We start from the raw sequence: 24,779 nt of genomic DNA on the forward strand, positions 1-24,779 counted from the left end.
GTTACTGTCCGCCTCCTCTCTCTGTCTCCTCTTCCACCTGGCGCCAGAACTCCTCCGGCTTTACCGGCAGGATGTAGTGCAGGTGGTCGCCGTCCCGCCCATCCTGGAAGTGGCAGGCGTCGGCCCAGTCGCAGTATTTGCAGAAGCTGTCGTCCTCATTGTGGCAGCAGGGGTCCGCGTCGATGTTGCCGTCCCGGACCTCCCGGGCGATCTGGTGGAGCAGCCGCTCCACATACTGCCCCAGCCGCCCAAGCTGATCGGCGGAGGCCAGGGCGCCGGACACGTCCCCCTCCCGGTTTACCCGCACCGGTAGGAACCGGGGACTTTGCAGAGCTTCGTGCTCCATGGCCTGGAGCACCTCCGGTTCAGAGAGCAGCAGGCCCGTTCGGCGCAGCTCCTTCTCCCGCTGGCTCTGGAGCTGCTCCGGCGTGATATTTCGCTCGGCGGAGAGAATCTCATCCCGGGCAGGGAGATACAACACCCCGGCGGGCTCAATGTCCATGCCAAACCGCTGCTTGCCCTCCTTTTTCAGGGCGAACAGGTACAGCAGCATCTGGATATCCAGGCCCATCCGGACGGCGGCCAGGTCAAAGGCTTTCTTGCCGGACTTGTAGTCCACTACCCGGAGATACAGTCTGTTGTCCTTCACCCAGCCGTCCACCCGGTCCACCTTGCCGCCGATTCGCAGCTCCGCGTCCGGCTCGCTGACCGTCACCGCCGGCAGTTCTCCGCGCTCGCCGAAGGACAGCTCGAAGGCCAGGGGCACGAAGTCGGAGCAGCGCATCTCCTCGGCGATCTGGTCCACCACCGCGTAAGCGGTGTTCCGCAGCCGGGCGAAGAGGTACCGGAACCGGGCGTTCCGGCCCTCCAGATTTTGGAGCACCTCCGCCGCATACTGCTCAATATAGCGCCGCACCAAGGCGTGGAGGTCCTCCTCTCCCACTGCGGCAAAGCCGCCCCGGTCCAGCACGTCCTTTGTGACGTGCTCCAGCAGGTAGTGGAGGAAGGTTCCGATCTGGGGGGCGTCAAAGGCCGCCGCCCGGCGGGCCTTGGCCTTCAGGCCGTACTCCATAAAGTAGGCGAAGTGGCAGCTCCGCAGCCGCTCCACCCGGGAGGCGGACATGGAGATTCGCTCCCCGTACAGCGATTGTACCGCGCTCCTGGAGAGGCTCCCCCGCTTCAGCGCAGCCGCCCGCTCCATGGCCGCCATGGGGGGCGCCAGGACCTCGTCATCTGCGAAATACCGCCACAGGATCCCCCCTGGGGCGGTCCCTGCGGTCTCCAAGGCAGGGATCCTTGCTGTAAGGCGATAAACCTTGTCAGTCCCTTCGTGCTCGATACGCAGCTCCGGAAACAGCGTTAGCAGGCGGTCCACTACAAAGGCAGGCCGCAGCTCTGCACCGGACACGTCCGCCGTGGGGTAGCTGACCACCAGCCCCTCCCGGGGCTGAACCAGAGCGGCGTAGAGGTTCTGGAGCTCAATGCCCATCTGTTCCATGCCGCTGGGCGCCAGGCGGATGCCCCGCTGGGCCAATTCCTCCCGGTCATCGTCGTTGAGAATGCCGCCGCTCTGTCCCACAGCGGGCAGCACGTGGTCATTGGCCCCCAGCAGAAACAGGTAGGCATCCGTGTGACGGTCATTTCGGGTGATTTCCGTGACGGACACCTGGTCCAGAGACACGGGGATAGTGCCCACGCTGTACTGGGAGGCCACCTGCCGCAGCAGGCGGCTGAATTCATCGGTCCCCATAGGCTCGTCCCCCAGGATCTCCACGAACTGGTCCAGGATGGCGCAGAGGATCTCCCACAGCTGGGCGGTCTCCTCCGCGTCCTGGAGGCGCCCTGCCTCCGCCTGGGCCCGCATCTGTTCCTCCAGCGCGTTCTGGAGATTCAGATGCTCCAGGAAACTATAAAGGGAATTTACTTTCTCCCCAGCTGTAACGCCGCCTTTCAGCCCTTCATACAGCTCCGCAAGAGGTGCGCGTACCCGGCGGCGCAGCTCGTTCACCCGGTCCAGGCGGGCCTGGCGGCGCTTATCCCAAGGTGCGCCATAACCGTCCGGATTGTCGGTCCAGTCCACATCCCGGAGCCACATCTTCCCGTGGATCTCCCAGGTGAGAACGTAGTTTTCCAGCTCATCGCACTCCTCCGGCATCAGGCCCGCCAGGCCGGTCTTCAGCCAACGGAACATGTCCTCGTACTCCAAGCCGTTTTCCAGAGCGGAGAGGACGCCGGTGATAAGGCTCCACACGGGCTTTTCCAACATACTGCTCCGGCGGCTCAGATAGGCGGGGATGCTGTACCGCTCGAATACCGTCTCAATGGTGCCCTCGTAGTCGGTCATGTTCCGGGCGGCCACGGTGATATCCCGGTAGCGGCACTTCCCCGCCGCTACCAGGCGGCGGATGTCCGCTGCCGTCTGCTCCACCTCGGAAAAAGCGGTGTCCGCCTCCCGGACCCGGATGGCGGAGCTGTCTCCTTGGTAGGGCTCCCCCTCTCCGAAGAAGTGATGCTCCAAATATCCCAGGGCGGAGTCGTCGGCGCTGGTGAGCGTCCGGACCTCCCATGGGCAGCCCGCCTGGTCCGCCAGCCGCGTCAGCTGGTCCCGGGTGCGGAGAGAGACCTGAAACATCTCCTCCGCGCTGTCCGGCTCCCCCAGCAGCGTGACAGTGACAGACCGAGCCTGCCGCAGGATGCTCTCCAGCACCTGCCGCTCCTGGGCGTTGAAGTACGTGAAGCCGTCCACAAACACGTCCTTGCCGAAAGCGTAGCGGGAGGACTCCAGCGCCTCGCAGAGCTTGGTCATCCGGTCCCGGGCATCAAGGCCGGGGCGGTACAGCCGGGACTCATAGGCGCCGTACAGCAGGCTCAGGTCCAGCAGCTTGTCCCGGGTGGCGCCCTGGATTTCCCGTGCCTGGCTCTCCAGCAGCTCTGGGGACACGTCGTAGCAGCGCAGCTCGTCGAAGAGGTCCAGCAGCTGCTGTAAAAACGACGCCTTCTGAGAGGGACGGCGATACACCTTCAGCAAGGGGGCCACCTCTCCCAGGGCCTTCTGCAGGGTCAACAGCTTGCCGCCGGCATCCAATGTCACCTGAGCGGCGCCGCCGGTGATGGTCAGCACCCGGTCGCACAGGCGGCGGAAGCTGAGGACCTCCGCATGGCGGCTGGCAGTGTCTCCGCAGGCCCGGCACAGATCCACCTCCGCCTGGTGGGAGGCGTGCTCCGGCACCAGCAGGATCTGCCGGCTGGAATCCCCCAGTTCTCCGATCCGGCGGAGCACCTGTTCCGATTTTCCCGTTTTGGCCCGGCCCATCAGGATCGTCAGCATGGCGGGACCTCCTTTGCGCAATTTCAAAATTCATTGTAGCATATCCCGCCGATTCGTGCTATCCTGTTTCTTGAAGATTTTCCGAGGAGGACTGACCCATGCACATTCCCCAAGGCCCCACAGCCACCCTGGCGCTGGAGCTCTTTGACGACGCCCTGGCCGCTGCCCTCCGGCCGTCGCCGGACTATGATGTGAGCCGGTGGCTGTACGTCCCCAACCATTATTCGGAATACCGGTACATCCTGGGCACACGGGGCCGGAAGCCCCTGATCTGCATGGGTATCAACCCCTCCACCGCCGCGCCGGACGCTCTGGACCCCACCCTCCAGTCCGCCCAGCGGATCGCGCTTTCCAACGGGTACGACAGCTTTTTGATGTTCAACGTCTACGCCCAGCGGGCCACCCGGCCCGACGACATGGAGCGAAGTTGTAACCCGGTGCTCCATGCGGAGAACCGAAGGGCCTTCCGGTATCTCCTCTCTCTGTCCCCGGCCCCCGCCCTGTGGGCCGCCTGGGGGAACATCATCGAGAAGCGGGGGTATCTGATGGATTGTATGCGGGACTTTGCCGCCGACGCCAGCGCCGCCGGGGCCGGGTGGTTCACCGCCGGCCCCCTGCTGAAATCCGGCCACCCCCACCACCCCCTGTATCTCAAGGGGGACACGAAGCTGCTGGCCTTCGACATCGACAGATATCTGCGGGCCCGGGCAACCTGAACCGCTGCGAGGCACAAAGCAGGCCGCCCCCATTGGGGGGCGGCCTGCTGTTTTTCTGTGTCACAGCCACTTTTTCTTCTTGAAGTAGATCACCAGCGCCGCCACGATCCCCACGCTCACCAGAATCACCGCCGGGTATCCGTACTTCCAGTGGAGCTCCGGCATCCCCACAAAGTTCATCCCATACCAGCCTACCAGCAGGGTCAGGGGCAGGAACACCGCCGTCACCACGGTGAAGATCTTCATCAGGTCGTTCTGCTGGATGGACAGCTGGGACTGATAGGCCTCCCGCAGTTGGGCCACGGACTCCCGCAGGGACTGGACCGCGTTCAGATACCGCTCCATCCGATTGCCCAAGTTTGCAAAACGGCGGGTGTTCTGCTTGCCCAGCAGGCTGTTGTCGTTCTCCGCCAGCTCGTCAAAGATGGAATCCAGCTGCTCGTAGTACCGCTTCAGCCGCAGCAGCTCCTGCCGCCAAGCGATGATCCGGTCCAGATACGCCTCATGGGCACCGGTGAGCACCTCTGTCTCCCCATCGCTGATGTCCGCCTCCAGCCGGTCCAGATGGGCCATATCCCCCCTCAGCAGCCGGACGAAGAAGCGGTGGAGCACCTGCTCGTTGGACAGTGCCTCTTCCTCCGGCACCAGCAGGGCCGCCTGGGCGGCGTCCTCCGCTGCGTCGTCCTCACAGAAGACGAACAGGTCCTCCCGGTCCAGATACAGCAGCATCTGGGATGCTGCCGTCCGCTCGCTGCGCACGTCGTACCAGTCAAAGGCGATCAGATCGAAGTCCTCAAAGCCCTCAAACGCTTCGATCTGCCCCTCGTGGATGTAGTCCAGCACCTTGGCGTCCATATAGGGCTCCATCTCCCGGATGCGGGACATGGGCAGTACCTTTCGCATGGCGGTCTCTCTCCTCTCGGTCTCTCACAGGTTTTCCAGGCCGGCGTCCTTGGGCGGCAGGCCGTCATAGAGCCCGGCGCACTTCCACAGTGCCGCGAGAAACCAGATGATGCCCACCAGCAGGGCAATCAGGGCCATCAGTGCCAAAGCGTCCAGCAGCAGGCCGCCCAGCGTTCCGGCAATCTGTGCCGCCAACAGGACAAACCAGGCGGTCCGTGCCGAAGTGCCGTTCAGATCTGTCCCATAATGGGTCTCCATCTCCAAAATGGCCTGGATCACGCTCCAGGAAATATACAGGGCGACCGCCAGAGCAGCCAGCTCCAGGAGCGTACTCAGCCAGTTTGCGCCGGTCACGCCCAGCAAGTCTCCCACCCACAGGATACCCGTGTATATGGCCACAGCCACAGCAAAGGGGCGGAGTTTCCCGAATCGACCGCTCTCTCCCAACAATTCCCCTGCTGCCCGATAGAGTAAGATATAACCCGCAAAGGTCGGCAGCAGATTCAGTGTATGTCCGTTGATTGTCACATAAAAATTGATAAAGATCAAGAAGAACCCCCAAAAGATTCCCTTCACTGCATTTCCTCCTCCCGCTTCTTTTGTACATGCCTTTTTCCGAAATACAGCACCAGCACCCCCGCCGCGATCTTCACGGCGGCGTACAGGGCCGGGAACAGCAGCACACCTGCCGGGAACACGTCAAGCAGATTCACTCCGCCCATCTCCGCCATATCCCAGCCGATCAGACCCGTAAATCCGCCCAGCATCCCCCGGTACGCCAGATAAAACAGCGCCAGCTGCACCAGATCCAATACGCCCCAGGCGATCAGCACCCATCCCAGCAGGTACCACTTCCGCTTGCTAAAGGCCAAAAAACGCTCCACCCAGTCCTTCCGTTCCTGGGGCGGCGGCTGCTTCTCCTCCGGCTCCGTCTGCTCCGGCTGGAGGCGGAGCAGATAGTCTGTTGTCACACCGAAAATATCCGCCAGGGCCACCACTTTGTCCGTCTCCGGCATGGTCTCGTCCCGTTCCCAGCGGCTGACGGCCTGCCGGCTCACCTGCAGGCGCTCGGCCAGCGCGTCCTGGCTCATGCCGGCTCTCTGCCGGAGGGATTGCAGCTTCTCTCCGAATGTCATAGGCATTCTCCCTTCTCTTGGATGCCTTCAGCTTATCAGGCCGCCCGGTTGCATACCAGCAACCAAGCATGGAAGTTCCGCAATCTCAGATTGCCTTCCTCTCCAACATACCACAACAGGGCTCCCCGCGCAACGGCTCCGGCCCATATTGCAAGAAAAAAGCCGAGGCACCGGACGTCTCCGCATCCAAGCGCCCCGGCCTATCGGGCGGGCTCCAGCACAATGGGCAGGTCCACGATCTCCAGCCCCCGGCGCATGGCGTACTCCACCGTGTACCGGGTTCCGCCGGGAGACCCGTCAAAGGCGGCGATCAGCAGCGCGGCGTGGTCCACCATATACCGGTCCCGCCGCTGCATACAGGCGGGGGTGTAGCAGGCGGACACCAGGGTCTCAAAGTCACAGGCAGCCACCAGCCGCTCATACCGCCGCCGCTGGTCCGGCGGCCAGGCATCCGCCTGGGAGGGACATGGGACGGCCGCCTCCACCGTCACGTCCGGGTGCGTCTGGCGCAGGCGGAGGACGCACTCGCAGAAATACAGGTCACAGCCCAGGGCCATGCCGCAGAGAAAGTGACGGAATCCCTCCTGATAGGCCGCCTCCACCGCGTCTGCGATGCGGGCCTTGAGCAACACGCAGCGCAGGTCCTCCTCGTTATACCGCCATGGCAGCTTACCGGGCCGGTGCCCGGTAAAGCAGCAGGCCGACTGCCGCCCCCGCATGGTCTCCGCCTCCCTCCTTCTGGTCTTTGATTCAGTATAGAACATCCGTTCTTGTTTGTAAAGACCCACGGGAAATTTGCCGTTTTTTCATTTAGGGACTTGCAATTTCTTCCGCGCTGTCATATACTATGGCCAGAAAGCAACTGAATACTTTGTCTTCAGGGCGGGGTGAAATTCCCCACTGGCGGTACAGTCCGCGACCGCCTGCGCGTATGCACAGGCGCTGACTCGGTGAAACTCCGGGACCAACAGTTACAGTCTGGATGGAAGAAGATGAGTGCGGCGTGGCCGCGCGTTTGTTCGCGCTCCTGCGTTGCGTGGATCACCTTGGAGAAGCCAAAGCGTCCAGGGTGTTTTCAAGCAACGAAAAGGAGTGTATTTTTATGTCTGAACCCAATGCCAACGCCATCAAGAACCCCTCCCGGCCCGCAACAAACGTCCGAACCATCACCTCCCTGGCCATGCTGGCGGCCATCGCCTATGTGGTGATGCTCCTCAGCAAGATGCTGCCACAGGTGTCCGGCTTCCTGCAGATGGACCTGAAGGACACGGTCATCTGCATCGGCGCCTTCCTCTTCGGACCTCTGTCCGCCGCCGTCATCTCCATCGTGGTGGCCGTGGTGGAGATGTTCACCGTCAGCGACACCGGCCCCATCGGCTGCATCATGAACGTGCTGGCCACCTGCGCCTTCTGCTGCACCGCCGCCTTCGTCTACAAGAAGTTCCACACCCGCAAGGGCGCCGTCATCGGTCTGGCCCTGGGCACTGTTTGCCTCACCGTGGTGATGCTGCTGTGGAACTATCTCATCACGCCCATCTACATGGGAATGGATCGCGAGGAAATCGTGGTCCCCATGCTGATCCCGGTGTTCCTGCCCTTCAACCTGGTGAAGGGCGGCCTGAACATGGCGCTGATCCTGCTGCTCTACAAGCCGGTGGTCACCGCCCTGCGGAAGGCCCGGCTGGTACCGGAGTCCCATGCGCCTGTCGAGGGCAAGGGCAAGCTGAGCGCCGGGTTCCTCCTGTTCTCCCTGGCCCTGCTGGCGACCTTTGTGGTGCTGGCCTTGGTGCTGATGGGGATTCTGTAAATTTGAACACCACAGGCGCGGGGGCGGATACCGTCCCCGCGCCTTTTACTGCGGCCCATATCCGTCCCTCCGCCTCCCCGCGCCGGTATGTCAAAACCTTCCCATCCCTTCTCCCTTTTCAGGAACGAACAGATGTGCTATAATAGAAGTGAGAAAGGAGGCGGGGCCATGGACCGCATCATCCTGCACTGCGATCTGAACAGCTTTTACGCCTCCGTGGAGCTGCGGAGCCGACCAGACCTGCAGAACGTGCCCGTGGCGGTCTGCGGAGATCCCACCTCCCGCCACGGCATCATCCTGGCCAAGAATGAACCGGCGAAAAAATTCGGCGTCCAGACGGCGGAAACCATCTGGCAGGCCAAGAAAAAGTGCCCGGAGCTGGTGCTGCTGCCACCCCACCACAAACTGTACCGGCAGGTCTCCAAAGAGGTCAACACCATCTACGAGCAGTACACGGACCTGGTGGAGCCCTTCGGCATCGATGAGAGCTGGCTGGACGTCACCCATACCCTCCACCTCTTCGGCGGTGATGCCAAGGCCCTGGCAGACCATCTGCGGCAACGGATGAAGCAGGAGATGGGACTGACCCTCTCAGTGGGGGTCTCCTTCAACAAGGTGTTTGCCAAGCTGGGCAGCGACTACCGGAAACCCGACGCCACCACTGTCGTCTCCCGGGAGAACTGGCAGAGGCTGGTCTGGCCTCTGCCGGTGGGGGCGCTGCTGTACGTGGGGGGCGCCGCCCGGAAGATTTTGGCCCAGTTCGGCGTGAAGACCATCGGAGAGCTGGCGGCCTGCAAGCGGGATGCCCTGGAGACCCTGATGGGCAAAATGGGCGTCCAGCTCCACGACTATGCCAACGGGCTGGACACCGATCCAGTCCGCTCCCGGTACGAGCCGGAGATGGTGAAGTCCGTAGGCAACGGCACTACCTTCCCGAAAAACCTCACCACCGCAGAGCAGGTGCGGGGCGGCGTCGCCGTGCTGGCGGACTCCGTGGCCACCCGACTGCGGCACAGCGGGCTGTATGCCGGCGGCGTCCAGGTGACGGTGCGGGATCCCCAGTTCCATGACCGCTCCCGTCAGATGCAGCTCTCCGCCCCCACCCACCTGATCCGGGAGCTGACGGCGGCGGCCATGGACCTGACCGGCCAGCTGTGGAAACCCCCGGCTCCCGTGCGGGCCCTGACTGTTACCGCCATCCATCTGGTTCGGTCGGAGGACGCCTATGAACAGGTAGACCTGTTCACAGCTGGGGCGGCGCCCAAAAAAGAAAAACAGGAAAAGCTGGAGGCGGCTATGGACCGCCTCCGTGGAAAGTTCGGGACCGACGTCATCTCCTACGGCGCGGCCCGTCCAGAGAAAGAGGAGGATCCCCTGCCATGACAATAGACGAGGAAAAACAGCAGCTCCGGGCTACGATCCGGCGCCTCAGCGCCCAGCTCCCCTTCCGGTACCGGGAAGCGGCGAACCGGGCCATCGCCCGCCATCTCCTGGCTCTTCCGGAGTATCGCAGTGCCGGAGCGGTGTTCTGCTTCGTCTCCGCCGGGCGGGAGATCGACACCCGTCCCATCCTGGAGCAGACTCTGGCAGACGGCAAGATGCTGTGCGTCCCTCTGTGTGTGGCGGATGGCATCATGGAGCTGCGGGCCATCCGCGACCTGAAGGAGCTCTTCCCCGGCGCCTACGGCATTCTGGAGCCTCCGGCAGACAGCCCTGCCCTCTCCCCGGACCAGATCGACCTGGCGGTGATCCCCTGTGTCACCTGCAGCCGGGAGGGCCGCCGTCTGGGGCGGGGCGGCGGCTATTACGACCGCTTCCTGGCCCACTACCGGGGCGCGGCGGTTCTGCTGTGCCGGGAGCGGCTGCTGCGCCAGGAGATCCCCTTCGGCGTCCACGACTATCCCATCCCCTGGGTGCTGACAGAAGCCGGACTTTTTGAGGACGGCACGCCATCCCGGCTGGAATGACTGGGAAAAGGTCCGCCTCCCACAAAATCGTCAAAATATTCCCACTATCTCTACAACATTTTGTGGGGGTATTACCTCTTGTTCCCTTGACAGGTCCCTGGAACTCTGATAAGCTGGAAAAGGCTTATATTTTCCGGAAGACCGGATCACACGAAGGAGGACCCCTGCAATGATCCAGGACATCATGGACTTTCTCTCCCAGGCCGACCCCGAGGTGGGGGCATCTATTCAGAAGGAATTCGACCGGGAGCAGCACAACATTGAGCTGATCGCCTCCGAGAACATCGTCAGCAAGGCCGTCCTGCTGGCCATGGGCACTTGTCTCACCAATAAGTATGCGGAGGGCTATCCTGGAAAGCGGTATTACGGAGGCTGCTATGCCGTGGACGTGACGGAGGAGCTGGCGCGGCAGAGGGCCTGTCAGCTGTTCGACTGTGCGCACGCCAATGTCCAGCCCCACTCCGGCGCCAACGCCAATCTGGCGGCGTTCTTTGCCCTGCTGCAGCCCGGTGACACAGTGCTCAGTATGAATCTGGCCCATGGCGGCCATCTGAGCCACGGCAGCCCGGTGAACATCTCCGGCAAATATTTCCGCATCGTTCCCTATGGCGTGTCTGACGACACAGAGACCATCGACTACGAGCAGGTGATGGCCATCGCCAAGGAGTGCCGCCCCAAGCTGATCCTGGCAGGGGCCAGCGCCTATCCCCGCCCCCTGGACTTTGCCAAGTTCCGGGAGATCGCCGACGCAGTGGGCGCCCGGCTGATGGTGGACATGGCCCACATTGCGGGTCTGGTGGCCGCCGGTGTTCATCCCTCCCCCATCCCCTACGCCGATGTGGTGACCACCACCACCCACAAGACATTGCGGGGTCCCCGGGGCGGCATGATCCTGTGCAATGACGACGACCTGTACAAAAAGATCAACTCCGCCGTGTTCCCCGGCACACAGGGCGGTCCGCTGGAGCATATCATCGCCGCCAAGGCCGTGTGCTTGGGCGAGGCGCTGAAGCCGGAGTTCCGGGCCTATGGGCGGCAGGTGGCTGCCAACGCCGGGGTTCTGGCGGAAAAGCTGATCGAGCAGGGCTTCCGGCTGGTCTCCGGCGGCACGGACAACCATCTGATTCTGGTGGATACCCGGCACTTTGGCCTCACCGGCAAGGAGTATGAGCACCGGCTGGATGAGGTAGGCATCACGGTGAACAAGAACACCATCCCCAACGACCCGGAGAAGCCCTTCGTCACCAGCGGTATCCGGGTGGGCACTCCCGCCGTCACTACCCGGGGCTTCCGGGAGCCGGAGATGGCGGAGATCGCCCGGTGGATGGGCCTCATGGCAAAAGAGGACTATGCGGACCATGCGGAGCAGGTCCGTGCGGAAGTGGCGGAGCTGTGCAAGCGGTTCCCGCTGTATCAGGACTAAAACAACCCCCGCGGAGGCAATGCCTCCGCGGGTTTTTCCTTTCCTCAGAAGAGGGCCAGGAGCTCTTCCAGGGCAGCTTTCGCGTCCGCTCCGCTGTCCCTGCCCGGAGATACGGCATCGAGGGTATAAAGCCCGTTCTTCAAAACAAAATAGGCGTCTGCACTAGAAAAGTCATTGTAGTAATCGCTTTCCGGGGTCTCGGATACCACCAATGTATAAGGAATACCCTCACCAGTCACACCGGAGGTAATTTCAAATTCCGCTTCCCCGTTCCAGCTGCCCCCTGTCCCGGGCTCCATGCCGCTTCCCTCCGGATAAAGCGAAACTGTCATTTGAATGCGGATCGGCCCCATGAGATAGCCGGTATCTATTGTCACGTGCTGCAGCTCGCCTTTAATATTTCCTTGCAAAGCAACCGCGCAATGGCGTTGGCTCTCTTCATTCAGGGTCTCCGCATCCTGCGCGATGGCGAAGTAGTTGGCTGTCTCCAGCAGGCTGGACTTCTCCAAGGGATTGTTCAGAGGGAACCCGATAAACTCCTCACAGTCTGCCCAGCGGTCAAAGGTGCGAAGCCAATATCCTGGACTGGAATTCAAATAGAGATCCTGCTCTTCCATTTTCTGTGAAACATCCTCCATAGCAGACGCGACCTCATCCGAAAAGCTCTCCAAAGGGATCACGGGAATCTCTCCGTTTACCCGATAGCTGGAACTTTCCTGTCCCACCAGAACATCTTCCACCCGGACATTCCAAAAATCCATGGACACCGCCGTCGCTGCCAGCAGCACCGCTACGATGGCCGCTAGGATCAGCACCCGCTTCCCCAGCCGCCGTTTTCCGGGCCGGTCCAGGGTGCCCCCCTGGCGGATCTGTTCCTCCAGCCCGTCCATAGCCGACTCATAGGCTGCGGGCAGGGCCCAGTCCTCCCGCTTTGCCATTGCCCGCAGGCGGGCGTCCAGCTCATCCATAGTCTCCCTCCTTCAAGATGCTCCGCAGCTTCTCACGTGCCCGGCTCAGCCGGACCCGCACCGCCCCCGGGGACGTCCCCACGATCCGGGCGATCTCCTCTGTGGGCAGGTCCTCATAGTAGAACAGCACCACCGCCTCCCGCTGGTCTCGTGGCAAGGTCTGCACCGCCTGCCAAAGGGTATCGTCCCCCGTCTCCCGGCCCGGTATTGCCGGTTCCGTGGGCAGATCATCCAAAGAGACTGTCCGGCCTCGCCGTTGGCAGAGACGCCGGGCCTCATTGGCGGTGATCTTCAGCAGCCACCGGGGCAGCTTCTCCTTTTCCCGCAGCTGAGGATACCGCTCATAGGCCCGGCAGACTGCCTCTGCCACCGCCTCCTGGGCATCGCTGCTGTTCCGGGTGATACTGAAAGCCAGACGGTACAGGCTGGTCCGGCTGTGATGCAGCACTTGGCAGAACCGCTCCCGCTCTTGCTCCGGCAGCGTCATGTCCTTCCCCCCCCTTCTCCTGTTCTGCCTGTATGACCCAGCAGCGTGGCAAAATGTTACGGTGTACTCGCAAAAAAGCCGCCTCGCAATGAGGCGGCTCATATTCGCTTCACAGCGGGACGCCGAGGCCCAGCCACAGGACGTTCCGGACCACGCAGTTGGCCAGGAACAGCCCCACTAGGACCATCGGCCAGCGGCGGTCATAGCGCAGGACCCAGCCCCGCTTTCCCCGCAGCCGCCACGCGGTTTGAGAAAACAGATAGATCGCTGCCAGGGCCAGCGTGATCACCACCGGCGTGTGGTACCAGAGAGCCGCGCCCACCCGTCCCTGGGCTAGGGCCATCAGCGCCCGTGTCCCTCCGCAGCCCGGGCAGTAGACATGCCAGTGCTCCCAGACCCAGCAGCGGCTGACAGTGGGTGCCCCCAGCGCAAAGCGCCATAGCAGATATAGCAACACCAGAACCGCCAGGGTGATCCAGGCGGTCGGATAGGCCTCCCGGTCTGTCATAGAACCTCTCTGCATAAAATTTCCTCCCTGTAAACAGCAAAAAGGCCGCGCAGCGCGCGGCCCTTTCTCCTTTACTTCAGCAACCGGATCTGTCCCAGCAGAGGAACTGCCTTCTCCTCTCCATTGACAGCGGAGATGAAGCCCATCACCGCGCAGATGAAGCAAAAAATGCCCCACAGCCAGCCGATACATGGAATGAAGCTCAGCAGCCCCGCCAGCCAGATCACCAGCGCTTGATTCAGATGGAATTTCGCGCCCTCCCGGTCGCCCAGTACAAAGGCAATCACCAGACCGATCCAGGTAATATAAGCGACAATACCCGTCGTTTTTGCATCCATAAAAACACCTCTCTTTGGTTCAGTGGGGTTGTCCATAGTGTACCACGGTTTTGGAAAGAATACAAGCCCGCGTCAGGACTCCTCCGGCAGAAGCGGGCTGTACATCATGATGGCGTCATTTGCAAAGAGGAATTCCTCTTCCAGCAGGCCCCCCTCCAGGTCATAGATGCGGCGGTACAGCTCGTTATGCCGCACATATCCGCCCCAGGATGCCTGGTCCATCCGGTGGTTCCTCTCTACGATCTCATAGCGGCAGACCGGAGGTGCCGGGGCCCGCCACTCTCCCTTCAGAACCTGCTTTCCCACCTGGACACAGAGCTGGAAGGGCTGTTCCGTGTCGTTGCGGATCATCAGATCCCGGTGGGGATAGGCGCAGGTGGCGCCGCTGCCGAAGGGCTGGGTCCGGTTGGTATCCGGAAAGACATCGTGAGAGTGACGGTACCGCTCCACTACCGTCAGCGGCGTGTGGAGAGTCATCCAGAAAATCAGATTGGAGAGCTGGCACAGCCCGCCTCCCACATCGCTGCCGATCCGGCCTAGAAACAGCACCATCCCGTCTCGATAGCCCTTCCGGCGGGTGGGCTTTCCGATCAGCCGCCAATAGCTGAAGGTCTCGCCGGGATACAGGACAATCCCATCCAGCCGGGCCACTGCAAGCCGGAGATTAGCCACCTTGTTTTCCTGGAGTTCCTGATCCTCCCCTCGCAGATGGCGGTACAAGGGTGTGGCGTGTGAAATCAGCATATACGGCAGGCGCTCCGTCTGACGCTGTTTGGCCCAGTGAAACCGGGGCGACATCCACAGAAGACGGCGCCGTCCGCCGTAATAGAGTTTTCCCAGACGCAAACGCAGCCAGCTGCGGTGAATGGGCGGCCAGAGCTGTCGATTATTGGGATCTACCATGGGACCTCCTCCCTATTTCCCAGACCGTTCGCAAATAAAGACGAAATCAGAACCTAAAACGATTTTAAAGTGTTCGGTCCCATAAATCCTCACAAAACTGTTACAAACAATAACAAAAAAGAGACAGTCAATTGACTGTCTCTCAGTGTTGGCGCTACCTATCTTCCCGGGCCGTCACCAGCCAAGTATTGTCAGCAGGAACGAGCTTAACTGCCGTGTTCGGAATGGGAACGGGTGGACCCTCGCCCTAATCAGCACCAACTCTATGTCATCCGGTCTTGCCGGAGAACAAACTGTATTATATTGTATTTCGCTTCCCTTGTCAAGAACTTTCGCCCTTGAAAAGTCTGGTGACCCGTACCGGATTCGAACCGATGTTAACGGCGTGAGAGGCCGCTGTCTTAACCACTTGACCAACGGGCCATGGTGCACCTTCACGGACTCGAACCGGGGACCCACTGATTAAGAGTCAGTTGCTCTACCAACTGAGCTAAAGGTGCAAATCCCTTGAGCATGCTTCCCTGCACCCTCAAAACCGAACAATGTGACGCTGCTTTCAGGCTCGCCTGCTTTCTCGTAGGTCAAGCCCTCGGGCTATTAGTACCGGTCAGCTCCATACATTACTGCACTTCCACCTCCGGCCTATCTACCAGGTAGTCTTCCTGGGCCCTTACCCTCTTTCGAGGTGAGAGATCTCATCTTAGGGGGAGTTTCACGCTTAGATGCTTTCAGCGTTTATCTCGTCCGTACTTAGCTACCCAGCTATGCCCTTGGCAGGACAACTGGTGCACCAGAGGTACGTCCATCCCGGTCCTCTCGTACTAAGGACAGCTCCCTTCAAATCTCTTCCGCCCGCAACAGATAGGGACCGAACTGTCTCACGACGTTCTGAACCCAGCTCGCGTGCCACTTTAATCGGCGAACAGCCGAACCCTTGGGACCGAATTCAGCCCCAGGATGTGACGAGCCGACATCGAGGTGCCAAACCTCCCCGTCGCTGTGGACGCTTGGGGGAGATCAGCCTGTTATCCCCAGGGTAGCTTTTATCCGTTGAGCGATGGCATTTCCACTCACATACCACCGGATCACTAACTCCAACTTTCGTTACTGCTCGACCCGTCGGTCTCGCAGTTAGGCTGGCTTCTACGTTTACACTCACTGCACGATTTCCGTCCGTGCTGAGCCAACCTTTGAGCGCCTCCGTTACTCTTTAGGAGGCGACCGCCCCAGTCAAACTGCCCGCCTAACAGTGTCCCCCGACCGGATTCACGGCCGCAGGTTAGAAATTCAGCAATCCAAGAGTGGTATCCCACCGGCGGCTCCACAAGAGCTGACGCCCCTGCTTCCAAGCCTCCCACCTATCCTGTACATGGGTTACCGAATTCCAGTATTAAGCTGCAGTAAAGCTCCATGGGGTCTTTCCGTCTAGTTGCGGGTAACTGGTATCTTCACCAGTACTACAATTTCGCCGGGCGGGCTGTTGAGACAGTGCCCAAATCATTACGCCTTTCGTGCGGGTCAGAACTTACCTGACAAGGAATTTCGCTACCTTAGGACCGTTATAGTTACGGCCGCCGTTTACCGGGGCTTCAATTCAATGCTTCGCTTGCGCTGACATCTCCTCTTAACCTTCCGGCACCGGGCAGGCGTCAGCCCATATACGTCATCTTTCGATTTAGCATAGACCTGTGTTTTTGGTAAACAGTTGCTTGGGCCTTTTCACTGCGGCCTCTTTCGAGGCTCCCCTTATTCCGAAGTTACGGGGTCAACTTGCCGAGTTCCTTAACAACCCTTCTCCCGTTGGCCTTAGGATTCTCTCCTCATCTACCTGTGTCGGTTTGCGGTACGGGCACCTTAGTATCCATCAGAGCTTTTCTCGCCTCTCAGCATCGCGGACTTCGCTACTATATTTTCGCTCCCTTTCGCCCGGGTCAACCAACGCCCGGGTTCCGCTATCCAAAAGTGTCCCTCTGACTTAAAGTTCGGTGGCTACGGAATTTCTACCGTATGTGCATCGACTACGCCTTTCGGCCTCGCCTTAGCTCCCGGCTTACCTTGGGCGGACGAACCTTCCCCAAGAAACCTTAGATTTTCGGCCATTATGATTCCCACATAATTCTCGCTACTCATTCCGGCATTCTCACTTCCATGCAGTCCACCGCTGCTTTCGCTACGACTTCACCCCACATGGAACGCTCCCCTACCACTGTCTTACGACAATCCTAAGCTTCGGTTAGATGCTTAGCCCCGTTACATTTTCCGCGCAGAGTCACTCGACCAGTGAGCTATTACGCACTCTTTTAATGAGTGGCTGCTTCTAAGCCAACATCCTGGTTGTTTTCGCAACTCCACATCGTTTTCCACTTAGCATCTATTCGGGACCTTAGCTGTAGGTCTGGGCTGTTTCCCTTTTGACAATGAAACTTATCTCACACTGTCTGACTGCTATGCATCAATTAGCCGGCATTCTTAGTTTGATAGGCGTTGGTAACCTTATCGGCCCCGCTACCATTCAGTGCTTTACCTCCGGTAATCTAACATAACGCTAGCCCTAAAGCTATTTCGGGGAGAACCAGCTATCTCCGAGTTCGATTGGAATTTCACCGCTACCCACAAGTCATCCGCCACCATTGCAACGGGGGTCGGTTCGGTCCTCCATGGGGTTTCACCCCCACTTCAACCTGCTCATGGGTAGGTCACCCGGTTTCGGGTCTATGGCAACGAACTTTACGCCCTATTCAGACTCGCTCTCGCTTCGCCTCCGGCACTGAATGCCTTAAGCTCGCTCGTTACTATAACTCGCCGGACCGTTCTACAAAAAGTACGCCATCACACGTTAACGTGCTTTGACAGCTTGTAAGCACAAGGTTTCAGGTTCTCTTTCACTCCCCTCCCGGGGTCCTTTTCACCTTTCCCTCACGGTACTGCTCCTCTATCGGTCATCAGGTAGTATTTAGGCTTGGAGGGTGGTCCCCCCTGTTTCCCACGGGGTTTCACGTGTCCCGCGGTACTCTGGATTCAGTCGCACGGCCTTCTCTTTCGGATACGGGGCTCTCACCCTCTGTGGCGGGCCTTCCCAGACCCTTCTCCTAGATAACTTCCGCTAAATGACTGTCCGCAACCCCGAGGAATAAATCCCTCGGTTTGGCCTCTTCCGCGTTCGCTCGCCACTACTTGCGGAATCTCGGTTGATGTCTCTTCCTCGCCCTACTTAGATGTTTCAGTTCAGGCGGTTCCCTTCCTACGCCTATTTTGTTCAACGCAGGATGACTGGATATTGTCCAGCCGGGTTGCCCCATTCGGATATCCCCGGATCAATGGATATTTGCTCCTCCCCGAGGCTTTTCGCAGCTTGTCACGTCCTTCTTCGGCTCCTGATGCCAAGGCATTCCCCTTGCGCTCTTTCCAGCTTGACCTATCGCTGTTCTCACAGCGACTTGTCAGAGAATTCTTGGTTCTCTTTGAGAATTATGCAGGCTTTACAAAGATCGAAATTGTATGTCACCCTGCATCCTTTCGGATGCTGTTCCACAATCAATTTGTTTCCTCTGTGTTTCCACAGAGAAACCTCTCTGTTGCCTTACTTGCTTTTGTCACATTGTTCAGTTTTCAAGGTGCAGATCGCCGTCCGCAAGCTTTCGCTTGTCTCCGGCACAGCTTCCAACCGCTTTTGCAGTCAGATTTGAAGATCCGATCTTTCGATCAGGTCTTCAAATCCAAAGGCAAATCGCCTGGTGGGCCCGAGTGGGCTCGAACCACCGACCTTACGATTATCAGTCGTACGCTCTAGCCAGCTGAGCTACGGGCCCTCGTCTTGGACGAGGTGACGCTTTATTCTCTTGGTGGAGATAGTCGGGTTCGAACCGGCGACCTCCTGCTTGCAAGGCAGGCGCTCTCCCAGCTGAGCTATATCCCCTTCTATCTCCCGGCGTACGCCCTCTAAATTAAACAACGTAACTCTTTTTCCGCTCCAGCTGACCAGGAATTCCAGGCAGAGCTTGCTCTGCCCAGGTCTCCTTAGAAAGGAGGTGATCCAGCCGCACCTTCCGATACGGCTACCTTGTTACGACTTCACCCCAATTATCGAACCCACCTTCGGCCGCGCCCTCCTTGCGGTTAGGCTACGGACTTCGGGTGTTCCCGACTCTCATGGTGTGACGGGCGGTGTGTACAAGGCCCGGGAACGTATTCACCGCGGCATGCTGATCCGCGATTACTAGCGATTCCGACTTCACGCAGGCGGGTTGCAGCCTGCGATCCGAACTGGGACGGCTTTTGGGGGTTTGCTCTGCCTCGCGGCTTTGCCTCCCTCTGTTGACCGCCATTGTATTACGTGTGTAGCCCAGGACATAAGGGGCATGATGATTTGACGTCGTCCCCACCTTCCTCCGTTTTGTCAACGGCAGTCTCGCTAGAGTGCTCTTGCGTAGCAACTAACAATAGGGGTTGCGCTCGTTGCGGGACTTAACCCAACATCTCACGACACGAGCTGACGACAACCATGCACCACCTGTCTCTACTTTCCCCGAAGGGCACCTGATGTATCTCTACTTCGTTAGTAGGATGTCAAGCCCTGGTAAGGTTCTTCGCGTTGCTTCGAATTAAACCACATAATCCACCGCTTGTGCGGGCCCCCGTCAATTCCTTTGAGTTTCAACCTTGCGATCGTACTCCCCAGGTGGGATACTTATTGTGTTAACTGCGGCACGCAGGGGGTCAGTCCCCGCACACCTAGTATCCATCGTTTACAGCGTGGACTACCAGGGTATCTAATCCTGTTTGCTCCCCACGCTTTCGCGCCTCACCGTCAGTTGCCGTCCAGTTATCCGCCTTCGCCACTGGTGTTCTTCCTTATATCTACGCATTTCACCGCTACACAAGGAATTCCGATAACCTCTCCGGTACTCAAGACCTACAGTTTCAAATGCAGTTTGGAGGTTAAGCCTCCAGATTTCACATCTGACTTGCCGGCCCGGCTGCACGCCCTTTACACCCAGTAAATCCGGACAACGCTTGCCACCTACGTATTACCGCGGCTGCTGGCACGTAGTTAGCCGTGGCTTATTCGTCAGGTACCGTCTTCTACTCTTCCCTGACAAAAGAAGTTTACAACCCGAAAGCCTTCTTCCTTCACGCGGCGTTGCTGGGTCAGACTTGCGTCCATTGCCCAATATTCCCCACTGCTGCCTCCCGTAGGAGTCTGGGCCGTATCTCAGTCCCAATGTGGCCGGTCAACCTCTCAGTCCGGCTACTGATCGTCGCCATGGTGGGCCGTTACCCCACCATCTAGCTAATCAGACGCGAGGCCATCTTCCAGCGATAAAATCTTTGACATGCCCGGGATGCCCCGGTCATGCGTCATGCGGTATTAGCAGTCGTTTCCAACTGTTGTCCCCCTCTGGAAGGTAGGTTCCTCACGCGTTACTCACCAGTCCGCCACTAAGCATTCCTATCATTTGGCCGAAACCTCAGTCAAGGGTGCTCCGTTCGACTTGCATGTGTTAAGCACGCCGCCAGCGTTCGTCCTGAGCCAGGATCAAACTCTCTATAAAATGGTATCTAAACGAACCGTAGTCCGTTCAAACCTTCATAGAGCTATTTGTCATAGCTTCATTTCTCCATCCCACCGGTAATTGACTCAACCCAGTGAGACGGCTTTGTCCTTTGGCAAACTCATCTAAATGAGCTCGCCTTCTGGTGCTTCCTTTTCGTTACATTGTTTAATTTACAAGGTGCACGCCGTTCCCGGCGGTGAGATTTACTTTACCACAAAGTTCTTACTTTGTCAACACATTTTTTCAAGTTTTTTCTTGAAGCTCTGCGTTTTGGTGTTTCACTCTCACGCCCGACAGCTTAGTTAGAATACCAGAGCTTGCCAGAAAAGTCAACCCTCTTCTTCTGCTTTTGTTCATTTTTTTCTCTTGTTTTCCGGATTCACCTTCTTTTTCGTGCTTAATAAGTACTCAAACTGATGAGACTCCTTCTATCATAAGTTATACTTATTGTTAATATTGATTTAACACGCTTCTTTTGTCGATTTTATCCAGTTTAAATAAAGCTGCGAAAAAGAGACGCGGGTTTGATTCCCGCGTCTCTTCCCTCATCGCAGCAGCAGCGGCTGTATCTGTTCGCCTCGCAGAGCGGCTTCCACCGTCTCCGGGATTTTGGAGAAGTCCGCCACCAGGGAACTGGGTTTCGCCCGGGCGTTGTCCTGCCCGAAGGGAACGAAATAGTAGTTCTTCCGCACCAGCAGTTCCCCGATATTCCGGGCGCCAGCCGCCAGGCCGTCGTTGCTGGCCATGGCAATCACCACCGGCCTCCCGTTCCGCAGATGGGCCTTGGCCGCCATCGTAACCGCCGTATCCGTGATGCCCGCCGCCAGCTTGGCTATGGTATTCCCCGTAGCCGGGGCGATCACCAGAACATCCAGCAGCCCCTTGGGACCGATGGGCTCCACAGACGGGATGTCACAAAGCACCTCATGCCCTGTCAAATCCTCCAACCGCTCCATCAGGTCATCAGAGGTCCCGAAGCGGGTATCCGTGAAGGCGGAGATCTCCGACGCGATAGGGATGACTGTCTCATACAGCTGCACCAGCTTCTCCAGCTCCGCCAGCACCTTTTCATGGGTGCAGAAGGAGCCGCACATCGCAAATCCGACCCGTTCTTTTCTCACACAGGGTCACCTCGTTCTTTTAAAATGTAGTCGACTGCGTCCCGGATAGCCACCGCCGCTGCGGCAGGCACCATCCGCCCCGGCAGGGAGCGGGCCCATACGTGGGGCAGTCCCAGCTCCTCTGCAGCAGCTAGGTCGATGCCCTGGACGGAGGCCAGCTCCACACACAGGCAGCCCTTCGGCAGCTGCGCCAGCAGCAGGTGGCCCAGGACGGGCGAGGGGACCGTGTTGAACACGGCGCCGAAGTCACACAGCGCACCATCGAGGCGTCCGGTCTCCAGCGCCTGCCAGCCATAGGCACGGATCCAAGCCAGGTCCGACGGTTTTCTGGCAGTGACTGTAACATGGGCGCCCAGCCCATGAAGCCGATAGGCCAGCAGCTTTCCGATCCGCCCGAAGCCCAGCACCAAACACTCCATCCCCAGGAGCGTCCGGTCCAGATGCTCCATAGCGATCTGGAGGGCCGACTCCGCCGTGGCCGCCGCGTTGGCAACGGTCAGCTCTTCCCGCTGGAAGTAGTCCACCAGCGTCAGCCCGCAGTTCTCAGCCTCTATCTGCTGGGCGGGACGAACCTGCCCTGCCAGCAACAGCTGGCCGGGACTGAAACGGCGGAACAGCGCACTGGTGGGCAGATCCTCCGTCTCACTGTTTAGTATCCCGTCCTCCCGGCAGAGCGGCAGCGGAAGGATCACCACGTCCGCGGCCGCTGCCTGCGCAGGCAGATCCGGGCATCCGGCCACTCCGCTGGTCCAGACCGTGCGCCCTTCCTCCGCCAGCAGCCGTGCAAGCTCTGCCTGCCGCCGATCTCCGCCGATCACGCCAAAGGTCTTGTTCATCCGGCATTCCCCCTCAAGCCATGGTATGCACGGCGGGGGCGGCGGTGATTGCCTTTCCTGTTTGGATGTGATACGATACATGTGGTCAAACTCTCCCGAAAGGAGTTCTCACCATGAAATTTCCCTATCTGCTCTTTGACGCGGATGACACCCTGTTCGACTTTCCAAAAGCCGCGGCCCGTGCCTTTTCTGCCATGTGCCGGAGCAACGGCGTTCCGGATACGCTGGATACCCGCGCCCTCTACCACCGGATCAACCAGGAGCTGTGGGCAGCCTTTGACCGGGGAGAGGTCTCCAAGGACTATGTGACGTTGGAGCGTTTTGTGCGCTTTTTTCAGGCGTTGAAGCTGCCGCGGGACCCAGACAAGTGCAACCGGGATTACCTCACTGCCCTGGGTGCCGGGGTCTATCCCCTGCCTCACGCGGAGGCGGTCTGCCGGGAACTGGTCCGCCGGGGGCACAAGCTGTACATTGTCACCAACGCTGTGGCCTCCGTCCAGCGCAGCCGCCTGCAGGGCAGTGTGTTCGCAGCTCTCATCACGGACGCCTTTATTTCCGAGGACGCCGGAGCCTCCAAGCCGGACCCGGCTTATTATGCCTATGTCCGCTCCCGCATACCCGGCCTGACGCCGGAGAACGGTCTCGTGATCGGAGACTCCCTCTCCACAGACATCCAGGGCGCCAACAATGCCGGACTTCCCTGCTGCTGGTACAATCCTGCTGGAAAGGCCCGGCCAGAGGACCTGCGGATCGACTATGAGATCCGGGACCTGCGGGAGCTGCTGGATATTGTCTGAGAGTACGCTTTCCTGTTTGAATCTGAAAAATCCCGGTGAGTGCCCTCCAAGATGCCTCACCGGGATCATTTCATCTTCAAAACTGAGAGTCGCGATCAGAAACAATAAGAGACCGGATCCCTCCGGTCTCTTACCCTTTCTCTCTGCGCAGGAACGCGCATGGCCGGGTGCCCCCCTCACAGCCACGCCGTCTCCAGCAGTTCATCCTTCTTGGCCCGGGTCATCAGCTCCGCTACCACGCCCCGGATCTGCTTGCCCTGATAGAGGACTTCGTAGGCACAGCGGCTGATGGGCATTTCCACGCCTACCCGCTCACTGAGCTGGTGAATGCTCTCCGCGGCGAAGTATCCCTCCACCACGGCGCCTACTTCCTCCATGGCCTCCCGGGGCGTTTTGCCTTGGCCAATGAGGATGCCCGCCCGGCGATTCCGGGAGTGCATGGAGGTGCAGGTCACGATCAGATCCCCCATACCGGCCAAGCCGCCGAAGGTCTGCCGGGAGCCCCCCAGCTTCTCCCCCAAGCGGGTAATCTCCGCCATAGCCCGGGTCATCAGCAGGGCTTTGGTATTGTCCTGATAGCCCAGACCGTCGCACACACCGCAGCTGAGGGCAATGACGTTCTTCAGCGCCGCCGCCAGCTCCACGCCCACGACGTCGCCGCTGGTGTACACCCGGAAGTAGTCGTTCATGAAGGCGTCCTGCACAAAACGCGCCGCATCCACATCCAAGCAGGCGGCCACGCAGCCGGTAGGCAGGCGGATCCCCACCTCCTCTGCATGGGAAGGGCCAGAAAGAACTGCTACTTTACAGATATTCTCCGTCTCCTCCTGGATCACTTGGCTGAGACGCAGATTTGTGTCCCGCTCAATCCCCTTGGAAACGGACACCACCACAGTCTTCTCCGTGAGATACGGGGCCATTTTTTTTGCTGTCTCCCGCACGGCGAAGGAGGGCGGTGCGCTGACCACCAGGTCGGCGCCCTTCAAGCAGTCCAAATCCCCGGTGATGTGGAGGGATTCCGGCAGATGGACGCCCTGCAAAAGCGGGTTCTCCCGGGTCCGGGCCATCTCCGCCGCCTTGGCGGGGCTGTGGGACCAGAGATAGGTCTCGTGTCCGTTGTCGCACAGGATCTGGCTGAGGGCCGTGCCCCAGCCGCCGGAGCCCAATACAACTGTTTTCATCTGTATTCCTCCCCCTCAAATTAGGAATCCGGAGTTAGAAATCGAGCTGTTCCGCCTATGGCGAAACAATTCCATTTTGTCCGGCTCTGCCGGACCGCACCATGCCGCATTCCTAATTTTTTTTGCGGTGTACGCTGAATTTATTCTCGTTGCCATGGATAAGGCGGACGATGTTGCTCCGGTGCTTCCACAAAATCAAGGCTCCCAGGAGAAACGCCAGGAGCACGATGACCGGATCCGGATAGAAATACCAAGTGGCAAAAGGGAAGCTGGCCCCAGCCCAGACAGATCCCAGAGATACATACTTCGTCAGCAGGAATAAGAGCAGAAATCCCACCCAGACCACCAGGCCGATCCGCCAGTCGATCATCCAGACGATGGTGCCGCCGGAGAGGATGCCCTTGCCGCCCTTGAAGTGGAACATGCAGGGAAACATGTGACCCAGCAGACAGAACAGGGCAGCCCAGTATTTGAACAAGACCACATAATAGACCGTCATCTCCGTACTCAGCGGCATATCCGGCATCATCCTGGGATCAAACCCGCCGCCGATGTGAGCCGCGATCAGAACCGCTATTACGGCTTTGAGGACATCACATAAGATTACCACAAAAGTCAGCGGTCCACCAAAGGTACGGTAAAAATTGGTTAATCCTGCATTGCCGCTGCCATGCCTGCGAACATCGTCTCGCAGGATGTATTTAGAAATAATGACCGCCCCATTGAAACAGCCGCAGAAGTAGGCGATCGCAGCCACCAGCCACAGTTCCATCCGGGAAATGAGAAACCATACCACTGCGCCCAT

General features: G+C 59.4%; 20 protein-coding genes, 4 tRNA genes, 3 rRNA genes and 1 riboswitch. Of the genes, 6 read left to right on the top strand and 21 right to left on the bottom strand.

The genetic code is table 11. The annotated features are described in order from the left end of the window. Position 1: 1 nt before the first annotated feature. Positions 2 to 3,328: a PD-(D/E)XK nuclease family protein gene (locus DN611_RS08055; RefSeq protein ID WP_119311053.1), complete on the bottom strand. Its 3,327-nt coding sequence runs from the start codon at positions 3,326 to 3,328 to the stop codon at positions 2 to 4. A 98-nt stretch (positions 3,329 to 3,426) separates the two neighbouring features. Between DN611_RS08055 and DN611_RS08060 the strand changes: the two genes are divergently transcribed. After that, the gene (locus tag DN611_RS08060; RefSeq protein WP_119311054.1) at positions 3,427 to 4,044 is read left to right on the top strand and encodes a DUF1643 domain-containing protein; all 618 of its coding nucleotides are present in this window, start codon (positions 3,427 to 3,429) and stop codon (positions 4,042 to 4,044) included. 60 nt (positions 4,045 to 4,104) lie between these two features. Here the strand turns inward: DN611_RS08060 and DN611_RS08065 are convergent, their stop codons facing one another. From DN611_RS08065 to DN611_RS08080, 4 genes are all read right to left on the bottom strand, one after another. Then, on the bottom strand, positions 4,105 to 4,947 hold the full coding sequence (locus DN611_RS08065; RefSeq protein ID WP_021748743.1) for a magnesium transporter CorA family protein: 843 nt from the start codon (positions 4,945 to 4,947) through the stop codon (positions 4,105 to 4,107). Positions 4,948 to 4,971: 24 nt separating this feature from the next. Next, positions 4,972 to 5,523, bottom strand: a complete 552-nt coding sequence (locus DN611_RS08070) for a hypothetical protein (RefSeq protein ID WP_021748744.1) — start codon at positions 5,521 to 5,523, stop codon at positions 4,972 to 4,974. After that, on the bottom strand, positions 5,520 to 6,083 hold the full coding sequence (locus DN611_RS08075) for a helix-turn-helix domain-containing protein (protein WP_025544924.1): 564 nt from the start codon (positions 6,081 to 6,083) through the stop codon (positions 5,520 to 5,522). The genes DN611_RS08070 and DN611_RS08075 overlap by 4 nt, the downstream gene beginning before the upstream one ends. Before the next feature lie 200 nt (positions 6,084 to 6,283). Beyond that, the gene (locus DN611_RS08080; protein ID WP_119311055.1) at positions 6,284 to 6,802 is read right to left on the bottom strand and encodes an SLOG family protein; all 519 of its coding nucleotides are present in this window, start codon (positions 6,800 to 6,802) and stop codon (positions 6,284 to 6,286) included. Positions 6,803 to 6,952: 150 nt separating this feature from the next. Then, a riboswitch (FMN riboswitch) is annotated at positions 6,953 to 7,081 on the top strand. Between the two features lie 104 nt (positions 7,082 to 7,185). Here DN611_RS08080 and DN611_RS08085 point away from each other — a divergent pair. The 4 genes from DN611_RS08085 (at position 7,186) to glyA (ending at position 11,280) form a co-directional block, all read left to right on the top strand. Then, positions 7,186 to 7,890 carry an ECF transporter S component gene (locus DN611_RS08085; protein WP_051320038.1) on the top strand — a complete coding sequence of 235 codons (705 nt, stop codon included), beginning with the start codon at positions 7,186 to 7,188 and terminating at the stop codon, positions 7,888 to 7,890. A 168-nt stretch (positions 7,891 to 8,058) separates the two neighbouring features. Then, positions 8,059 to 9,273: a DNA polymerase IV gene (dinB, locus tag DN611_RS08090; RefSeq protein WP_119311056.1), complete on the top strand. Its 1,215-nt coding sequence runs from the start codon at positions 8,059 to 8,061 to the stop codon at positions 9,271 to 9,273. Then, on the top strand, positions 9,270 to 9,857 hold the full coding sequence (locus DN611_RS08095; protein WP_119311057.1) for a 5-formyltetrahydrofolate cyclo-ligase: 588 nt from the start codon (positions 9,270 to 9,272) through the stop codon (positions 9,855 to 9,857). The genes dinB and DN611_RS08095 overlap by 4 nt, the downstream gene beginning before the upstream one ends. Before the next feature lie 169 nt (positions 9,858 to 10,026). After that, entirely contained in the window at positions 10,027 to 11,280 is a 1,254-nt protein-coding gene (glyA, locus tag DN611_RS08100) for a serine hydroxymethyltransferase (RefSeq protein WP_119311058.1), read from the top strand. 44 nt (positions 11,281 to 11,324) lie between these two features. Here the strand turns inward: glyA and DN611_RS08105 are convergent, their stop codons facing one another. The 14 genes from DN611_RS08105 to DN611_RS08170 all read right to left on the bottom strand — a co-directional run bounded on the left by DN611_RS08105 (position 11,325) and on the right by DN611_RS08170 (position 21,996). Continuing rightward, positions 11,325 to 12,248, bottom strand: a complete 924-nt coding sequence (locus DN611_RS08105) for a hypothetical protein (protein WP_119311059.1) — start codon at positions 12,246 to 12,248, stop codon at positions 11,325 to 11,327. Continuing rightward, complete coding sequence (locus DN611_RS08110; RefSeq protein ID WP_025545271.1) at positions 12,241 to 12,735, bottom strand: RNA polymerase sigma factor; 495 nt, start codon at positions 12,733 to 12,735, stop codon at positions 12,241 to 12,243. Before DN611_RS08110 ends, DN611_RS08105 begins: the two co-directional genes overlap by 8 nt. A 109-nt stretch (positions 12,736 to 12,844) precedes the next feature. Then, positions 12,845 to 13,258, bottom strand: a complete 414-nt coding sequence (locus DN611_RS08115; protein ID WP_051320039.1) for a DUF2752 domain-containing protein — start codon at positions 13,256 to 13,258, stop codon at positions 12,845 to 12,847. A gap of 56 nt (positions 13,259 to 13,314) precedes the next feature. Beyond that, on the bottom strand, positions 13,315 to 13,581 hold the full coding sequence (locus DN611_RS08120; RefSeq protein ID WP_025545273.1) for a hypothetical protein: 267 nt from the start codon (positions 13,579 to 13,581) through the stop codon (positions 13,315 to 13,317). 72 nt (positions 13,582 to 13,653) lie between these two features. After that, a complete protein-coding gene (locus DN611_RS08125) occupies positions 13,654 to 14,484 on the bottom strand; it encodes a VanW family protein (RefSeq protein WP_119311062.1) in 831 nt (276 codons plus the stop codon). Positions 14,485 to 14,630: 146 nt separating this feature from the next. Then, a 5S ribosomal RNA gene (rrf, locus tag DN611_RS08130) occupies positions 14,631 to 14,746 on the bottom strand. 86 nt (positions 14,747 to 14,832) lie between these two features. Beyond that, positions 14,833 to 14,907: transfer RNA gene (locus tag DN611_RS08135), tRNA-Glu, on the bottom strand. Between the two features lies 1 nt (position 14,908). After that, a tRNA-Lys gene (locus DN611_RS08140) sits at positions 14,909 to 14,984 on the bottom strand. Between the two features lie 77 nt (positions 14,985 to 15,061). Continuing rightward, positions 15,062 to 17,900, bottom strand: a 23S ribosomal RNA gene (locus DN611_RS08145). A gap of 316 nt (positions 17,901 to 18,216) precedes the next feature. Further along, a tRNA-Ile gene (locus DN611_RS08150) sits at positions 18,217 to 18,293 on the bottom strand. 31 nt (positions 18,294 to 18,324) lie between these two features. Then, positions 18,325 to 18,400 (bottom strand) — tRNA-Ala (locus tag DN611_RS08155). A gap of 105 nt (positions 18,401 to 18,505) precedes the next feature. Further along, positions 18,506 to 20,036: ribosomal RNA gene (locus DN611_RS08160) — 16S ribosomal RNA — on the bottom strand. Together the 16S, 23S and 5S rRNA genes with 4 tRNA genes alongside form the textbook arrangement of a ribosomal RNA operon. Positions 20,037 to 20,584: 548 nt before the next feature. Then, a complete protein-coding gene (locus DN611_RS08165; RefSeq protein ID WP_025544002.1) occupies positions 20,585 to 21,160 on the bottom strand; it encodes a dipicolinate synthase subunit B in 576 nt (191 codons plus the stop codon). Further along, positions 21,157 to 21,996, bottom strand: coding sequence for a dipicolinate synthase subunit DpsA (locus tag DN611_RS08170; RefSeq protein ID WP_119311063.1), 840 nt, complete (start codon positions 21,994 to 21,996; stop codon positions 21,157 to 21,159). Before DN611_RS08170 ends, DN611_RS08165 begins: the two co-directional genes overlap by 4 nt. A gap of 113 nt (positions 21,997 to 22,109) precedes the next feature. On the opposite strand from DN611_RS08170, the gene DN611_RS08175 reads away from it, so the two are divergent. Further along, positions 22,110 to 22,793, top strand: a complete 684-nt coding sequence (locus DN611_RS08175; protein ID WP_025544000.1) for a YjjG family noncanonical pyrimidine nucleotidase — start codon at positions 22,110 to 22,112, stop codon at positions 22,791 to 22,793. A gap of 176 nt (positions 22,794 to 22,969) precedes the next feature. Here the strand turns inward: DN611_RS08175 and DN611_RS08180 are convergent, their stop codons facing one another. Further along, positions 22,970 to 23,974, bottom strand: coding sequence for an NAD(P)H-dependent glycerol-3-phosphate dehydrogenase (locus tag DN611_RS08180; protein ID WP_119311064.1), 1,005 nt, complete (start codon positions 23,972 to 23,974; stop codon positions 22,970 to 22,972). Between the two features lie 112 nt (positions 23,975 to 24,086). Beyond that, positions 24,087 to 24,779: a glycerol-3-phosphate 1-O-acyltransferase PlsY gene (gene plsY / locus DN611_RS08185; protein ID WP_119311065.1), complete on the bottom strand. Its 693-nt coding sequence runs from the start codon at positions 24,777 to 24,779 to the stop codon at positions 24,087 to 24,089.

The sequence above is a fragment of the Oscillibacter sp. PEA192 genome (genome assembly GCF_003574015.1).
In the GTDB taxonomy this organism is placed as follows: Bacteria; Bacillota; Clostridia; order Oscillospirales; family Oscillospiraceae; genus Oscillibacter; species Oscillibacter welbionis.

Bases quoted from the DNA above. Each gene is read 5' to 3' on its own strand.
- DN611_RS08180 (WP_119311064.1), bottom strand. From the start codon at position 23,974: ATGAAAACAGTTGTATTGGGCTCCGGCGGCTGGGGCACGGCCCTCAGC.
- DN611_RS08115 (WP_051320039.1), bottom strand. From the start codon at position 13,258: ATGCAGAGAGGTTCTATGACAGACCGGGAGGCCTATCCGACCGCCTGG.
- glyA (WP_119311058.1), top strand. From the start codon at position 10,027: ATGATCCAGGACATCATGGACTTTCTCTCCCAGGCCGACCCCGAGGTG.
- DN611_RS08125 (WP_119311062.1), bottom strand. From the start codon at position 14,484: ATGGTAGATCCCAATAATCGACAGCTCTGGCCGCCCATTCACCGCAGC.
- DN611_RS08175 (WP_025544000.1), top strand. From the start codon at position 22,110: ATGAAATTTCCCTATCTGCTCTTTGACGCGGATGACACCCTGTTCGAC.
- DN611_RS08095 (WP_119311057.1), top strand. From the start codon at position 9,270: ATGACAATAGACGAGGAAAAACAGCAGCTCCGGGCTACGATCCGGCGC.
- DN611_RS08075 (WP_025544924.1), bottom strand. From the start codon at position 6,083: ATGACATTCGGAGAGAAGCTGCAATCCCTCCGGCAGAGAGCCGGCATG.
- DN611_RS08170 (WP_119311063.1), bottom strand. From the start codon at position 21,996: ATGAACAAGACCTTTGGCGTGATCGGCGGAGATCGGCGGCAGGCAGAG.
- dinB (WP_119311056.1), top strand. From the start codon at position 8,059: ATGGACCGCATCATCCTGCACTGCGATCTGAACAGCTTTTACGCCTCC.
- DN611_RS08055 (WP_119311053.1), bottom strand. From the start codon at position 3,328: ATGCTGACGATCCTGATGGGCCGGGCCAAAACGGGAAAATCGGAACAG.
- plsY (WP_119311065.1), bottom strand. From the start codon at position 24,779: ATGGGCGCAGTGGTATGGTTTCTCATTTCCCGGATGGAACTGTGGCTG.
- DN611_RS08060 (WP_119311054.1), top strand. From the start codon at position 3,427: ATGCACATTCCCCAAGGCCCCACAGCCACCCTGGCGCTGGAGCTCTTT.
- DN611_RS08120 (WP_025545273.1), bottom strand. From the start codon at position 13,581: ATGGATGCAAAAACGACGGGTATTGTCGCTTATATTACCTGGATCGGT.
- DN611_RS08065 (WP_021748743.1), bottom strand. From the start codon at position 4,947: ATGCGAAAGGTACTGCCCATGTCCCGCATCCGGGAGATGGAGCCCTAT.
- DN611_RS08085 (WP_051320038.1), top strand. From the start codon at position 7,186: ATGTCTGAACCCAATGCCAACGCCATCAAGAACCCCTCCCGGCCCGCA.
- DN611_RS08080 (WP_119311055.1), bottom strand. From the start codon at position 6,802: ATGCGGGGGCGGCAGTCGGCCTGCTGCTTTACCGGGCACCGGCCCGGT.
- DN611_RS08110 (WP_025545271.1), bottom strand. From the start codon at position 12,735: ATGACGCTGCCGGAGCAAGAGCGGGAGCGGTTCTGCCAAGTGCTGCAT.
- DN611_RS08105 (WP_119311059.1), bottom strand. From the start codon at position 12,248: ATGGATGAGCTGGACGCCCGCCTGCGGGCAATGGCAAAGCGGGAGGAC.